We start from the raw sequence: 14,257 nt of genomic DNA, 5'->3' as shown, positions 1-14,257 counted from the left end.
AGGAGTTTGCTTTTATGAAATATATTGAAATATTTATTGAAAGTTTTGGCACATATCTTTTACTTGTTTTGATGATTAGATTTTTGGGTAAAAAAGAAATGAGTAAACTGAGTGTTTCTGATTTGATTGTTTTTTTAATTATTAGTGAATTAATGACGATTTCGATTGGTAATCAGGATGTTAATTTTTTACAAGCTGCTTTAGCAGTAACTGTTATTGTTATCATGGATAAATTATTTACAATGATTGCATTGAAAAGTCCATTTTTAAAAAGGTTGTAGAAGGGCATCCAACATTTATTGTTTTTCAAGGAAAGGTTAATCAAAAGAAAATGGCTGCTTTAAAATATAGTGTTGATGATTTATGCCATCATTTAAGAGAACAGGGGATTGGTTCTATTTCTGAAGTTGAGTTCGCTGTTTTAGAAACGGATGGGCAATTATCTGTGATTGAAAGTAAAAAAGTGAAGTTAAAGCACCAGGTGCTATTATTAGTGATGGTGTCATTAATCAAGATATACTTCAATTGATGAATCGAGATGAAGATTGGCTTAAAAAACAATTAAAAGAAGTTGGGATTAAAGATTATCATGAAGTTTTTTACTGTGTTGTTGAAAAAGAAAGATTATTTGTCATCAAAAAAAGGCTAGATCACTAGCCTAATAACATTCTATCATTGACAAATTCTTCACCAATAGCTTCTTCAAACTTCTTTAACAAATCATTGACAGTTAATTGTTTTTTTGCTTCACCTTCAACATCATAAATAATATGACCATCATACATCATAATTAAGCGATTTCCAATATCAATAGCATCTTTCATATTATGAGTGACCATCATGGCTGTTAGATGTTGTTGAGTTACAATTTCATTCGTTAATTTTAAAACTTTTGCACTTGTAGCTGGGTCTAATGCTGCTGTATGTTCATCAAGCAATAATAATTGAGGCTTATTGAGAGTTGCCATCAATAGTGTCAATGCTTGACGTTGTCCACCAGATAGTAAACCAACTTTGGCATTTAAACGATCTTCAAGTCCAAGTCCTAAAGCTTTGACAGCTTCGTAATATTGTGCCTTTTCTTTTTTGTGACACCCCAGCGTAAAGTACGTTTTTGTCCACGACGAGCAGCCATCGCTAAGTTTTCAATGATTTGCATATCTGCCGCTGTTCCCATCATTGGATCTTGAAAAACACGTCCAATCAGTTTAGCACGTTGATATTCAGGAGCTAAAGAGATGTCCTGACCATCTAGAGTGATGACACCACAATCAAGAGGATAAACCCCAGCCACTAAGTTTAATAATGTACTTTTTCCAGCACCATTACCACCAATGACAGTGACAAAATCTCCTTCTTTTAATTCTAAATCTAATTTTTTAATAACACATTTTTCATTAGGAGTCCCTACATGAAATGATTTAGAAACTTTTTCTAATTTAAGCATGATTCTCAAGTTCCTTTCCTGTTAATTTTTTATACATTGATAGACGTTTCTTTTTATCAACCATGATAGGAACAGTTAAAGCAACAGCCACAATTAAAGCAGTTAAAAGCTTTAAATCATCAGTGTTCAATCCCATTTGTAAAACAATCGCAACAATCATACGATAAATAATAGAACCAATAATAATAGAAGTTAAACGTAATTTAAAACCAGCTTTTTTACCAAAAATAACTTCTCCAATAACAATTGAAGCCAGTCCAATCACAATAGCTCCAGTTCCCATTTTGACATCGGCTACACTTTGTTGTTGTGTGACCAAAGCACCACTCATAGCGACAAGCCCATTACTTAACATTAATCCAAAAAGTTTCATTGTATCCGTGTTAACGCCATTGGCACGAACCATATTTTCATTATTTCCAGTCGCTCTTAAACAAGAACCAAATTCTGTTCCTAAGAACCAGTAAATACCAATCACAACAACTAAACTAAAGATAATACCAATGCAAATTGCAATCCATTGTGATGTTAAAGGAATAAGTTTAGCTAAATCTTTAAATAGTGTTGAAGATTGTAATAAGGGAATATTACTTTTTCCCATGATTCTAAGATTAATGGAATATAAAGCTAATTGTGTTAAAATACCAGCAAGAATGGCAGGCATTTTACATTTTGTATGCAAGAATCCAGTAATGAATCCTGCAATAAAACCAGATAAGGTAGCCAATAAAATTGCTAGTAGAGGATGAATACCAGCAATCACAGCAACGGCACATACGGCACCACCTGTGGCAAAACTTCCATCTACAGATAAATCAGCTATATCTAAGATTCTGAAAGTTAAATAAACCCCAAGTGCCATAATTCCCCATAAAATTCCTTGCCCAATGGCACCTTGTAAAGATAACAATATCGACATTTCTTATTCTCCAATCATAGTGGCATTTAAATCTTCAGGAATTTCAATACCAAGTTGTTTTGCAACAGCTTCATTGACAAAATATTGACAATCTTTGGCTTCAACAAATGCAACAGGTGTTTCTTCTACTTTAGCTTCACCTTTTAAGATAGCAAGTGCTTGTTTACCAGCATTTTGACCAACTGTATAGTAATCTAAGCTTAAAGTTGCTAAACCACCATTTTGGCACATACTTTCTTCACCAACGATAACAGGTAATTTATTTTCATTTGTCACTTGAGCAACTGTTGCCATATTAGAAGCAAGTAGGTTATCAGTTGGAATATAAACAGCATCATATTTTCCAACCATAGATTGAGCAACTTGTTGAATAGCACTTGAATCACTAGAAACAGTGACAATACTTGCATCTAATCCTAATTCTTTTGCAGCATCTAAAGCAATTTTTCCTTGGAAAATAGAGTTAGCTTCATCACTACAATAGAAAATTGCAACCTTTTTCGCATCAGGAATTAATGTTTTTAATAATTCCATTTGTCCTTGTACAGGATTTAAATCACTTGCACCTGTTACATTTGTTTCAGGTTTTTCATTAGATTTGACAACACCTGCTGTTTCAAAGTCAGTTACAGATGCCCCAACAATTGGAATTTCCGTTGTTTGATTCGCTGCAGCTTGTAAAGCATCAGTCGCAATAGCGTAAATCAAATCATCCCCATCATTTACAAATTTTTCAACAATTGTTGTACAATTTGAACCATCACCACTGGCATTTTGAAAATCAATATTTTCTTCTTTGACACCAGCTTCTACTAAAACATCTTTAAAACCTTCATATGATTTATCTAGTGCTGGATGTTGTGCAAATTGAATCGCTCCAATCTTGACTTCAGATAAATCTTTAGCTTCATTTGTTTCAGTGTTAGCACATCCTGAAAGAAATAACCCCATAGCTAATAGTAATACAGATAATTTTTTCATAGTATTTCTCCTCTCTCTTTTTATTTATAAAACAAAAAAACCCGTCCCAAGAGGGCGAGTGAACGCGGTACCACCTCAATTTGTTATAATCTCACAATTATAACCTTTATAAGTTGAATAACTTTTCATAAATAACGTTATGACCCCGATTATCCCTTATCAGAATAACAGCTCCGTACTGTATTCAAAATTTCTCAACGTATGATTTGCACCAACCATCATATCTCTTATGTCTCAGAAATTTTTACTCTGTTACATCATGGCTTTTTGTTTTATATATCATATATCATAATGAAATGATAAATATTTGTCAACATTTTTTTAAAAATAATAAAATAATAAGTATTTAACGAATTATTTTACCAAAATTTAGAAAAAACCATAAATATAGTTTAAGATAACATAATATCTAAAACCATCATCACAACAAAACCAAGCATACAAGATAAAGCACCAATATCTATTTGTTTATGACAACATGCCTCAGGAATCATATCTTCAACACAGACAAAAAGCATGGCTCCAGCTGCAAAACTTAAGGCAAAGGGTAGAATGTTTTGAATGAGTGATGCAAAGATATAGCCAAGCAAAGCTGAAGGAATTTCAATGATACCAGAGAATTGTCCATACATCATGGAGATGAATTTACTTTTTCCATATTGGTGCATAGGCAAAGCAATAGCTGTTCCTTCAGGAAAGTTTTGGATTCCTATTCCAATTGAAAGAATCAAAGCAGGAATGAATTGTTGATGGGCACTCGCAAAAGCAACACCGACTGCTAAACCTTCAGGGATATTATGCAATGTCATTGCTAACATCAATAATTGATTTTTAGAAAAGCGTGATTGAACACCTTCAATTTCACCTGAAATCATATGCTTATGGGGTAAAAAATGATCACATAGAGCTAAAAAGGCAACACCACATAGAAATCCTAATGGAATAATCATTAAATACCATTTATTCATATTTTCTAATAAGTTCATTGCTGGCAATATTAAAGAAAAAAATGATGCGGCAATCATAATACCAGCACTACTTCCTAAGGCGATAGAAACAAGATGTTTGTTTTCTTTATTTGTAAAATAAACTAAAGAAGCGCCTAGAAAGGTTGATAACCAGTTAAAAATAATAGCACCTATAAATATTAAAATAGGCATTTCTTGAAATATAGATAACACATTTTCACCTCATTATAGAGTATGAAAAAAACAAAGTTGTGTGATAAAAAAAGCCATGCATTACATGGCTTAATAATGAATGTCCTCATATAAAGTTTTTAATAAAATGGCTTTTGATGATGGTTGTTGTTTTTTATAATCAAAAGTTTTCATTAAACTATATTCCACAACATCATGTTTTTCAACCATTTCATCATAAATATAATCAGATTGTCTAAAGAATAGGTGATCATCATCATGTTGATAAATGCTACCAAATTCTTTATCTTTATTGTAATAAACAACTTTTCCTTCATAACGATCAATATATTCATCAAGATGTTCCATTAATTGATTGTATAAACGATCATATAATGAACTGCTATCCATATCTTGATATTGTTCAGAAATAGAATTTTGTGAAACATCCTTTTGATTTTCAGCTTTGATTTGGTAAACAAAGGCATTAGCTAAATCAATGATTTCTTGATTTTTACCAGTTTGAACCATATCTAAAATCATTTCATAAGTTGTAAGTTCATTAAGACTATATCCAGATTTAAAGAACTTATAAATAAGATTTGTATAAGCTTCTTTAACTTTTCCTGTGTTCTTATATAAATCATAAAGCACTTGGAAAGAATCAACATTAGGAATTCTATTTCCTAAAGCTAAAAATTCATTTTCTGCTTCTTCATATCGTTGTAAATGAACAAGAGAAGAGGCACGGTAATATTTCACCCAATTTAAGTTGTTATAATGCCATTTAATTGGTTGTGTAAAAGCCATGTTTGCATATTCCACACAAGCTTTATAATCTTCTAATTCATATGAACATCTAACTTTTAAACGATACCATTTTTCTTTTTTAGATTCATATTCTTTTCCAGCACTATTAATAAAAGGATCAATGCTGAGTGTTTGGATATCAAGTTTATCTAAAAGCATAGATAATTTTTGATAATTGACAGGTTTCTGGTTCATGACATACTTCATAGCTTTATTGATAGTTGCTTCTAAAGGAGAATATTTTTCTTGTTTACATAAATCAGTGATTTCATCAACAATAGAGAAAAATAAATCTTCTTTTTCTTTGATTTTATCTTCATCAATATTAATATATTTATTATAAAGTGCATAACCATAATGATTAATAAAACCACTTAATCCTTCGCCAACTTGTAAAAATGTCTTTCCTACTTCAATAGCTTCGTCATTTCGACCTTGATTTTTCAATTCTTTTACATAATCCATAGCCTGAAAATCATTAAATGAGCTTGGATCTTCTTCAAAACGTTTATCATAATTTGTTAAATCTTTTGGTTCACGTTTTTCCACGATTCATCACCTCGACTATTATTATATCAATTTCATAACTTCTTGTGAAGAATAAAGATTCATTTTTCAAAATGAATTATAAAAAACACCCAAAGGTGTTTTTTATTCAACCGTCACAGATTTTGCTAAATTACGTGGTTTATCCACATCGCATTCTTTTAGACAAGCTGTGTAGTAAGCAATAAGTTGTAATGGAATGGCTACAAGGATTGCTTGAAGTGTTGGCTCTATATCTGGTAAATAATAAGTGTTTTGAACATTTTTGACTTCTTCTTGATGAGTCGTTAATAAAATGACACGTGCTCCTCTGGCAATTGTTTCTTGAATATTGCTGATGGTTTTTTGAGCTATATGAGGTTGTGTTGCGACTGCAATAACAACCGAATTATTTTCAATCAAAGCAATTGGGCCATGTTTTAATTCTCCAGCAACATATGCATCAGCATGTACATAAGAAACTTCTTTGAGTTTTAAAGCACCTTCTAAAACACTGGCATAATCTAAATTTCTACCAATGAAATAAGCATCATGTTGATCTTCTAACATATGAGCATATTGTTCAAAGAGTGGTTCGTCTTTCAAAATGTTTTCTACATATTGAGGGATAAGTTGTAATTGTTGAATCACATCATCATGAACATTCTGATTTAAACTTTGAGCCATATAATAAGCTAATAAAATAAGAAGGACAAGTTGCGTTGTATAAGCTTTCGTTGAAGCCACAGCAATTTCTGGACCCGCACAAGTATATAAAACATAATCAGCATCTCTAGAAATCGTACTTCCTAAAACATTGGCAATTGCAATTGTTGTGGCTTTTTCTCTTTCGCAAGACGTAAAGCAGCTAATGTATCAGCTGTTTCACCTGATTGAGAAACAAAGATAGCTAAAGTTTTTTCATCAATAAAAGGATCATTATAACGGAATTCACTTGCCACTTCACTAAAAACAGGAAGATGAACAACTTTCTTTAAAACATGAGCCCCACATAAAGATGCATGATAAGCAGTTCCACAAGCAACAAAATAAACTTTATCAAATTTTGAAAAATCAATATCTTTTAATTCATTTAAAACGATTCCTTGTTGATGAATACGACCTCTTAAGGTTTCAGCAATCACATGAGGCTGTTCATGAATTTCTTTCAACATAAAAGTATCATAGCCATCTTTTTTGGCTGCTTCTAAATCATAAGGAATTGTTGTTGTTTCTTTTTCAATTCTTTGTCCATCTTGATTGTAAAATTCAATATGATCAGCAGATAAAACAGCCATTTCATAATCATTTAAAAAATAAACATCTTTCGTGTATTCTAATAAAGCTGGAATATCACTCGCAGCAACGTAAGCATCTTTTGTTTCACCAATAATTAAAGGACTATCTTTTTTGGCTACAATAATATGATCTGGTTCAAGAGTTGAAAGAATGCATAAAGCATAACTTCCTTTAATCAAACCTAAAACTTTTTGAGTAGCTTCTAAAAGATTACCTTCATAAAGACTATCTAAAAGCATGACAACCACTTCGCTATCAGTATCAGATTGAAACTGATACCCTTTTTTATTAATTCATCTTTTAATTCACGATAATTTTCAATAATACCATTATGCACTAAAGCAATTGTTTCATCTTGATTGGTATGAGGATGAGAATTAAGATTAGATGGGATTCCATGCGTTGCCCATCTTGTATGTCCAATTCCAACATGACCATTTAATTGATGTTCTTTTAATTTGTTTTCTAAGTTTTCTAATCTACCTTTACATTTAATAGTTATCAACTGATTATTTTCTAGTGTTGTCACACCAGCACTATCATAACCACGATACTCTAATTTAGACAAGCCTTGCATTAAAAAAGGCAAAGCTTCTCCTTTTCCACAATAAGCTGTAATTCCACACATAAAAATCTTCCTCCATATATTCAATAAATTATATGATGAAGTGATGCCTAATGATATTTGTTTAATGATCACTCATTATTTTTGCTCATTGTTCAGGTAGCATCATACCTCCAGATCATCCGCCGAATCTTTCGATAAATCTGGTCCTCGTCAACTTCAAAAAGTCCAGGCGCTTGTTTTATTTATACTTCATCAATAAGGCTATTATACATGAAATAATGAATAATAGTTTTCATATTTTAAAAATTCTATAATGATGTTAAAAAGGTATATAATCGTAGTTGAAATGAAAAAATAAAGAAAATTAAAAAAATTTGATTAAAAAAAAGAAAAATGAGAAAAATATGCGTATATATATAATAGGAGGGTTATTATGAGTATACGTAATAATTTACTAGAAATGAATAAATCATTAAAAAAATTAGAAGAATCCGGTGTTTATGATGTAGAGAAATACAGTTATGCTTTGTTGCATCAAACCAGTCAGCTTGAATATTTTTATTGTCATTTGGTTAAAGATGGTGATTGTAATCAAACATTCTATCATGTACATAAAAGACCACATATTCATGAGTTAGCTTATTTTAATATTGGACGTGGTTTTCCTAAAGAATTGATGGATGGACATTGGTGTTATGTTTTAAAAGATATGGGATATAAAATGCTTGTTGTTCCATGTACTTCAATTAAAAAAGATTCAACACCTGTGAATCCACTTTTTGAAAAAGATATTAAAATAAAAACAGATACACATATAACATATTGTCGTATTCAATTGAGTGATATTCGTTCAGTTGATATTCAAAGACTTGATTTGAGAAAAGCATTTTATCAGGTTTTAACACCAAGAGAAGAAATTATGGAATTTATTGAGAAAAATTTATTTGATAAGTGATTTTGATTCATGTATCATATAGGGATATATGGAGGGGATTGTATGGAAGAGTTTTTAAAAGGGTGCAAAAGATCACTTCCGATTGCTTTAGGATATTTTCCAGTATCTTTTTCTTTTGGTGTTTTTGTAGCATCAAGTGGTTTACCATTTGGTTTGGCAACCTTGATTTCAATTACGAATTTAACATCATCGGGGCAATTTGCAGGCGTATCTTTGATGCTGACTCAGGCTTCTTATTATGAAACTGCATTGACTTTATTAATGATTAATGCACGTTATTTTTTAATGTCTTTATCTTTAAGTCAAAAGATAGATCAAAAGATGTCAACACTTGAAAGAATGGTGATTTCTTTTGGTATTACAGATGAAACATTTAGTTTGGCATCTTTGGAACAAGGAACATTGTCATTTCGTTTTATGGCAGGATTTATCTTGATTCCTATTATCGGATGGACAAGTGGAACATTTGTGGGTGAAACACTTACAAATATTTTACCACCAGTTTTACAAAATGCGATGGGATTAGCTTTATATGGTATGTTTTTGGCGATTATTATTCCAGCTTCTGCCAAATCACGTGCGATTTTAGAAGTTGTAGTGATAGGAGCTTTGCTTTCAACTATAATGTATGAAGTGCCTTTATTTCAAGGATTATCGAGTGGATTTCAATTAATTATCGCAACATTACTAGCGGCTTTATATGGCGCATTACGTTATCCGATTGAGGAGAATACATAATGTCAAGTTATTTATTGTTAACTGTTGTGGTGATGGCAGTGATGACTTATCTGCCAAGGATGTTGCCACTCACATTTTTTAAAAAGAAATTCACTCGCGTTTTATCCGTTCGATATTATATTATGTTCCATATGCTGTTTTATCAGCCTTAACATTCCCTGGCATTTTATATGCAACGGGACATATCAGCAGTGCATTGATTGGAGGATTAGCTGGTATTTATTTTGCTTATCGTCAAAAAGGTTTGGTGTTTGTAGCCTGCGTGACCGTTATATGTAGTTTGATTGCACAAATCATTATCCCATTTTAGATGGGATTTTTTTATGACATTGAATTATATTGTTTTTTTTAATGATTGAAAAGGAATTTGTATTTCATGACAGGATTGACCTGTCTTTTTTTGTTGGTTTTATCAAAGGAGGTGATGTGGAGATAACTGAGCTATGTTTAGACGAACAAAGGAGGAAATAAATATGGATAAACATAAGCATTTTATGAAATTGAAAAAATTTATACTTTTCATGTTATCATGTCTTTTTACACTCAATATTGGAGAAGTTTATGGAGCTACATACAAGATGAATACATATAACTATCTTGCTGGTGTATTAGCTAAAGGTGGAGTAAAATTGAATGATGGAACTATTCTTGAAGAAAGTACTTATAGTGAGGGAAAGACAGTTCTTTTAACAGATAATGGACAATATTTTTATTGTTTGGAACATGGAAAATCCATTCATGATGGTACACAGTATACACCGACTGATACCATTGATTTGATTGAAGAGGCACAGAAGAATACGTATCTAACAGCTTCGCAAAAAGAAATCCTTATTAGTAGAGTATTAAGTTTAGCGCCTACCAAAATCAATGTATCCTTTAACAACAGTGGTTCATTGAAGAAGGTGAAAGGAAATGCTTACCAGTGGTTGGCTGCTCAGATCATTGTATGGGAAATCATGGTTGGAGAAAGATATGCTAACGGGGGTTATCGAGGTGTGACAACAAGTGGGGCAACGTCTACCTATGATTCCTTTGAGTGGAAAGATACAACAACTCAATCTAAAGTCAAATCATACTATGATTCTTATAGTGAAACACTTGTAAGTTGGGGTAAAATACCGAGTTTCAGTGCAACTAATGCTGGTCTTGCTAAGACTTATGAAATGAATGAATTTGATGGCAGTCATTATTATATTGAATTGAAAGATAATAATGATATCTTAAATCAGTATGATTTCAAGGGAACAGGATTGTCATTTGATAAGAATGGTAGTGTTTTAAAAGTCACAGCCAATGATTCTTTTGATGATACTAGAATTGTTTCTGGAACAAATGATCTAGACTTGAATAAAAAACAATTACTTTGTTTAGATGATTCCGGAAATTATCAAAAAGTAGCTATTGCTGGAGAATTAGATGAAGCCTTGCCAAGTGCATTCTTTAAAGTCAAGATTGGAACAGCCAATCTCAAGATTGCCAAAAAAGACAATAAAGGTCATTTCATCTCTGATGTCCAGTTCAAGGTTTCTTATAATGGGAATATGAGCCAGAGTCTAGGCACATACACAACTGGAAAAGATGGTACAGTAACCATTGAAAATTTGAAACCAACAACTATCTATGTACAGGAAGTCAAGGTTCCCGATTATCTTGTTCTGGATTCCACAGTTCATTCTGTAGAGTTGAAAGCTGGTCAAACAGCTTCATTTACGCAAACGAACAACTGGAAACAGGGTTATATTCAGGTTGTCAAGAAAGATAGAAAAACGGGACAAATTGTCAAGCAGGCAGGTATCAAGTTTGAAATCCTAAGTGGTTCAAATGTCATCACGACAATTTCGACAAATGCAGAAGGTGTTGCCAAGTCTGGACTTCTTGATTATGGAACTTATACAATCCGTGAAAAGGAGGCACCACAGAATTACGTTATCGCAACACTTGAACAAAGTCAGGGCATTACTGATAATGGTAAGACCTACAGCATAGAAGTCTATAACGAACCCGTTTTAGGAAAGATTGAGTTATTGAAACAGGATAAGGAAACAGGAAACACTGCTCAAGGTGATGCAACCTTGAAGGATGCTCAATATGTATTGAAAGCCAATGACAATATATTGAATCCAGCAGATGGAAGTGTCCTTTACAAAAAAGATGAGGTCATTTCTCAAAAGACAGTAGGCAATGGTGTCTGGGGAGATACAGGCATAAAGAAAACTGATGATAATGCGAAAATCACATGGTCTAACTTGCCAATGGGAAGCTATCGCATTGAAGAAACAAAATCCAGTACAGGTTATTTATTAGATGATCCACAGATAGTGACTTTGACATCTTCAAACGCAACACAACAGCTTGTCATAAAGAATGTTATTTCTTATGAACAGGTCATTAAGGGAAAATTAGAAATCGCCAAGATGACAAGTGATGGCACAAGTGGTGTTGTCCAAGGACTTGCAGGCGTAGAATTTACGATTAAGCTTTATTCAGATGTTCAAAAGAACGGCTGGGATCAGGCAAAGACTTATGATGTGTTAGTTACAGATAAGACAGGTCGTGATACATCCATTGATCTTCCTTATGGCATTTATCAAATCAAAGAAACAAAGACACCTGAAAATTATTATCCTTCAGGTGATTTTTTTATAACTATTGATGAAGATAAGGAAATAGAATATCGCATGGTCAACAATGCACCATTCAAGGCGTGGCTAAAAGTCTTAAAAATGGATGAAAATGGACAAAAAGTAACTTTATCAAATGCTACATTTAAGCTAAAGGATAGTCAAGGAAACTATGTCAAACAGAAAGTTGGTCTTGTCTATAAAGATGAATGGACAACAGATGATAAAGGATATGTTGTTCTTGATAACATGATAGAAGCAGGAAAATATACCATTGAGGAATTGAAAACACCTGAAGGATTCCTTGTTGGAGATGATATAAAAGTCAATATTTCTTCTGACAACAAGGACATCACTTTTGATGAAGATTTTCAGCCAGTCATTGAAGTATCATTTGTTGATGAAAAGCCAACAGGACATTTGATTCTTCATAAGGCATTTGAAAAAGATGAAGATACAGCAGTAGGTGGTGCAACATTCAAGGTCACAGCCAATCAGGATATTGTCGATCCTGCAACTGGAAAGAGCATCTACAAAAAAGGTGATCCAGTCAATATAGGTATTGCGACTGATGGCATCTATATGATAGATGAAAGTGGAAAGCTTGAACTTGTAGACTTGCCATTAGGAACACAAGGAGCCAGCTACAAGGTTGAAGAAATCGCAACAGTGGATGGATATGTGCTTTTGGATGAACCGATTATCTTTGAATTTACTATCAAAGACAATACAATAAAGGAATATACAGTGGAAAAAACTGTGAAAAACAGATTGACAGAAACATATTTTTCTAAACAGGATTTAGGTGGTCAAGAACTCAAAGGTGGAGAATATTCAGTGATGGATGCTAAAACCAATGAAATCATTGATCAGTGGACAAGCAATGGCAGAACTCATGTTGTCAAGGGATTAGTGATGGGAAAGGATTATATCTATCGTGAAGATTTGACACCACTAGGTTATACTTATGCGAAAGATGTACCGTTCACAATGACTGAAAACAAGCAAACAATCGTCATGAAAGATACAAGAGTTGCTGTGAAGAAGATAGATGACACTGGAAACAATGTCAAAGGAGCAACACTTCAGGTTGTTAGTGTCAAAACAAAAGACATTATCGATCAATGGATAACTGATGAGAATACTCATGACGTAGAAGGATTAAGAGTAGGTCAAACCTATATCTTACGTGAAATCAAGACACCAGATGGCTATGCAAGAGCCAATGAAGTAGAGTTCACTGTCAAGGAAAATGAAGATATGAATTTCGTCATGATTGACAAGAAAGTGATTTTCTCTAAGATTGATGCAGGTGGCAAGGAAATTGAAGGTGCATCCATGCAGGTGGTTGACAAGGCAACAGATGAAGTCATTGATGAATGGATTTCAACAAAAGAAAGTCATGAAATCAATAATCTTGTCGTAGGCAAGACATATATCTTGCATGAAGATTTAGCACCGGTAGGCAAGAACTTGGCACAAGACATTGAATTTATTGTTACTGCTGATAAGAATCAGCATATCGAAATGATTGATACGGCAGTAGGCATCATAAAGAAAGATGAACTTGGAAATCTAGTGAAAGGAGCAACCCTTCAGGTTATCAACAACAAAACCAAGAATATTGTTAATCAGTGGGTAAGTGATGAGAATGTTCATTATGTTGAAGGATTAATGGCTGGTGAAACTTATACTGTGTTGGAAATAGAAACACCTAAAGGGTATCAAGTAGCTAAACCTGTCACATTTACAGTCAATGGACAAAAGGATATGTTGTTGACTATGACTGATCAACGTATCTTAACGGACATTGTGATTGATAAGATTGATAGTCAGACAAAAAAGAACATTCTTTATAAAGACTTTGAATTTACACTTTATAGTGATTCAAAATGTCAAAAAGCTTTACAGACAGTCAAAGCCAATAATATTCAGGGAACAGTGACTTTTGAAGATTTAGAATATGGACAGACTGTCTATATCAAAGAAACAAAGGCACCTGAAGGCTATCAGCTTTCTACTCAGGTGATTTCTATTGTATTGGATGATCATCTTGAAGGAATAGGAAAAGTTTATCGTTTAGCGTATGAAAATGAAAAAATACCTGTGACAATTGTTCAAACAGATGATTCTTCTGATTTCATAAATCATCTTATTGTATTAGGAGGATGTTTCATCCTTATATTAGTCATTATGTATAGAGATAGAAAACAAAAACAAATGTAAACAAAAAAGATGCAAGTAGTCTTGCA

The 14,257-nt window shown here is 32.7% G+C and carries 10 protein-coding genes, 3 pseudogenes and 1 other annotated feature; of the genes and pseudogenes, 7 read left to right on the top strand and 6 right to left on the bottom strand.

The features are described from left to right. Positions 1-14 precede the first annotated feature (14 nt). The gene (locus tag NMU03_RS16985; protein WP_290140142.1) at positions 15-281 is read left to right on the top strand and encodes a DUF421 domain-containing protein; all 267 of its coding nucleotides are present in this window, start codon (positions 15-17) and stop codon (positions 279-281) included. Then, positions 233-657: pseudogene (locus NMU03_RS17915) on the top strand (DUF421 domain-containing protein). The gene NMU03_RS16985 and the pseudogene NMU03_RS17915 overlap by 49 nt, the downstream one beginning before the upstream one ends. Here the strand turns inward: NMU03_RS17915 and NMU03_RS16970 are convergent. From NMU03_RS16970 to glmS, 6 genes and pseudogenes are all read right to left on the bottom strand, one after another. Further along, positions 654-1,447: pseudogene (locus NMU03_RS16970) on the bottom strand (ABC transporter ATP-binding protein). The pseudogenes NMU03_RS17915 and NMU03_RS16970 overlap by 4 nt on opposite strands. Further along, positions 1,440-2,366 carry an ABC transporter permease gene (locus tag NMU03_RS16965; protein ID WP_290140140.1) on the bottom strand — a complete coding sequence of 309 codons (927 nt, stop codon included), beginning with the start codon at positions 2,364-2,366 and terminating at the stop codon, positions 1,440-1,442. Before NMU03_RS16965 ends, NMU03_RS16970 begins: the two are co-directional and overlap by 8 nt. Before the next feature lie 3 nt (positions 2,367-2,369). Beyond that, the gene (locus tag NMU03_RS16960; RefSeq protein ID WP_290140139.1) at positions 2,370-3,347 is read right to left on the bottom strand and encodes an ABC transporter substrate-binding protein; all 978 of its coding nucleotides are present in this window, start codon (positions 3,345-3,347) and stop codon (positions 2,370-2,372) included. A 47-nt stretch (positions 3,348-3,394) separates the two neighbouring features. Then, positions 3,395-3,617: a binding site (T-box leader), on the bottom strand. A 122-nt stretch (positions 3,618-3,739) separates the two neighbouring features. Next, the gene (locus NMU03_RS16955; protein WP_290140137.1) at positions 3,740-4,528 is read right to left on the bottom strand and encodes a ZIP family metal transporter; all 789 of its coding nucleotides are present in this window, start codon (positions 4,526-4,528) and stop codon (positions 3,740-3,742) included. Between the two features lie 69 nt (positions 4,529-4,597). Then, complete coding sequence (locus tag NMU03_RS16950; RefSeq protein WP_290140134.1) at positions 4,598-5,845, bottom strand: hypothetical protein; 1,248 nt, start codon at positions 5,843-5,845, stop codon at positions 4,598-4,600. Between the two features lie 102 nt (positions 5,846-5,947). Further along, positions 5,948-7,748: pseudogene (gene glmS, locus NMU03_RS16945) on the bottom strand (glutamine--fructose-6-phosphate transaminase (isomerizing)). Between the two features lie 373 nt (positions 7,749-8,121). Between glmS and NMU03_RS16940 the strand changes: the two are divergent. The 5 genes from NMU03_RS16940 (at position 8,122) to NMU03_RS16925 (ending at position 14,231) form a co-directional block, all read left to right on the top strand. After that, positions 8,122-8,643, top strand: a complete 522-nt coding sequence (locus NMU03_RS16940; RefSeq protein WP_290140133.1) for a hypothetical protein — start codon at positions 8,122-8,124, stop codon at positions 8,641-8,643. A gap of 42 nt (positions 8,644-8,685) precedes the next feature. Then, positions 8,686-9,381, top strand: a complete 696-nt coding sequence (locus NMU03_RS16935; protein ID WP_290140130.1) for an AzlC family ABC transporter permease — start codon at positions 8,686-8,688, stop codon at positions 9,379-9,381. Next, a complete protein-coding gene (locus NMU03_RS18285; protein WP_494337160.1) occupies positions 9,381-9,533 on the top strand; it encodes an AzlD domain-containing protein in 153 nt (50 codons plus the stop codon). The genes NMU03_RS16935 and NMU03_RS18285 overlap by 1 nt, the downstream gene beginning before the upstream one ends. Beyond that, positions 9,470-9,691, top strand: coding sequence for an AzlD domain-containing protein (locus NMU03_RS16930; RefSeq protein WP_353956716.1), 222 nt, complete (start codon positions 9,470-9,472; stop codon positions 9,689-9,691). The genes NMU03_RS18285 and NMU03_RS16930 overlap by 64 nt, the downstream gene beginning before the upstream one ends. A gap of 163 nt (positions 9,692-9,854) precedes the next feature. Continuing rightward, positions 9,855-14,231: a SpaA isopeptide-forming pilin-related protein gene (locus tag NMU03_RS16925; protein WP_290140127.1), complete on the top strand. Its 4,377-nt coding sequence runs from the start codon at positions 9,855-9,857 to the stop codon at positions 14,229-14,231. Positions 14,232-14,257: the final 26 nt, after the last annotated feature.

The sequence above is a fragment of the Allocoprobacillus halotolerans genome, assembly GCF_024399475.1.
Lineage (GTDB): Bacteria > Bacillota_I > Bacilli_A > Erysipelotrichales > Coprobacillaceae > Allocoprobacillus > Allocoprobacillus halotolerans.
This window is presented reverse-complemented; position numbering and strand designations above follow the sequence as displayed.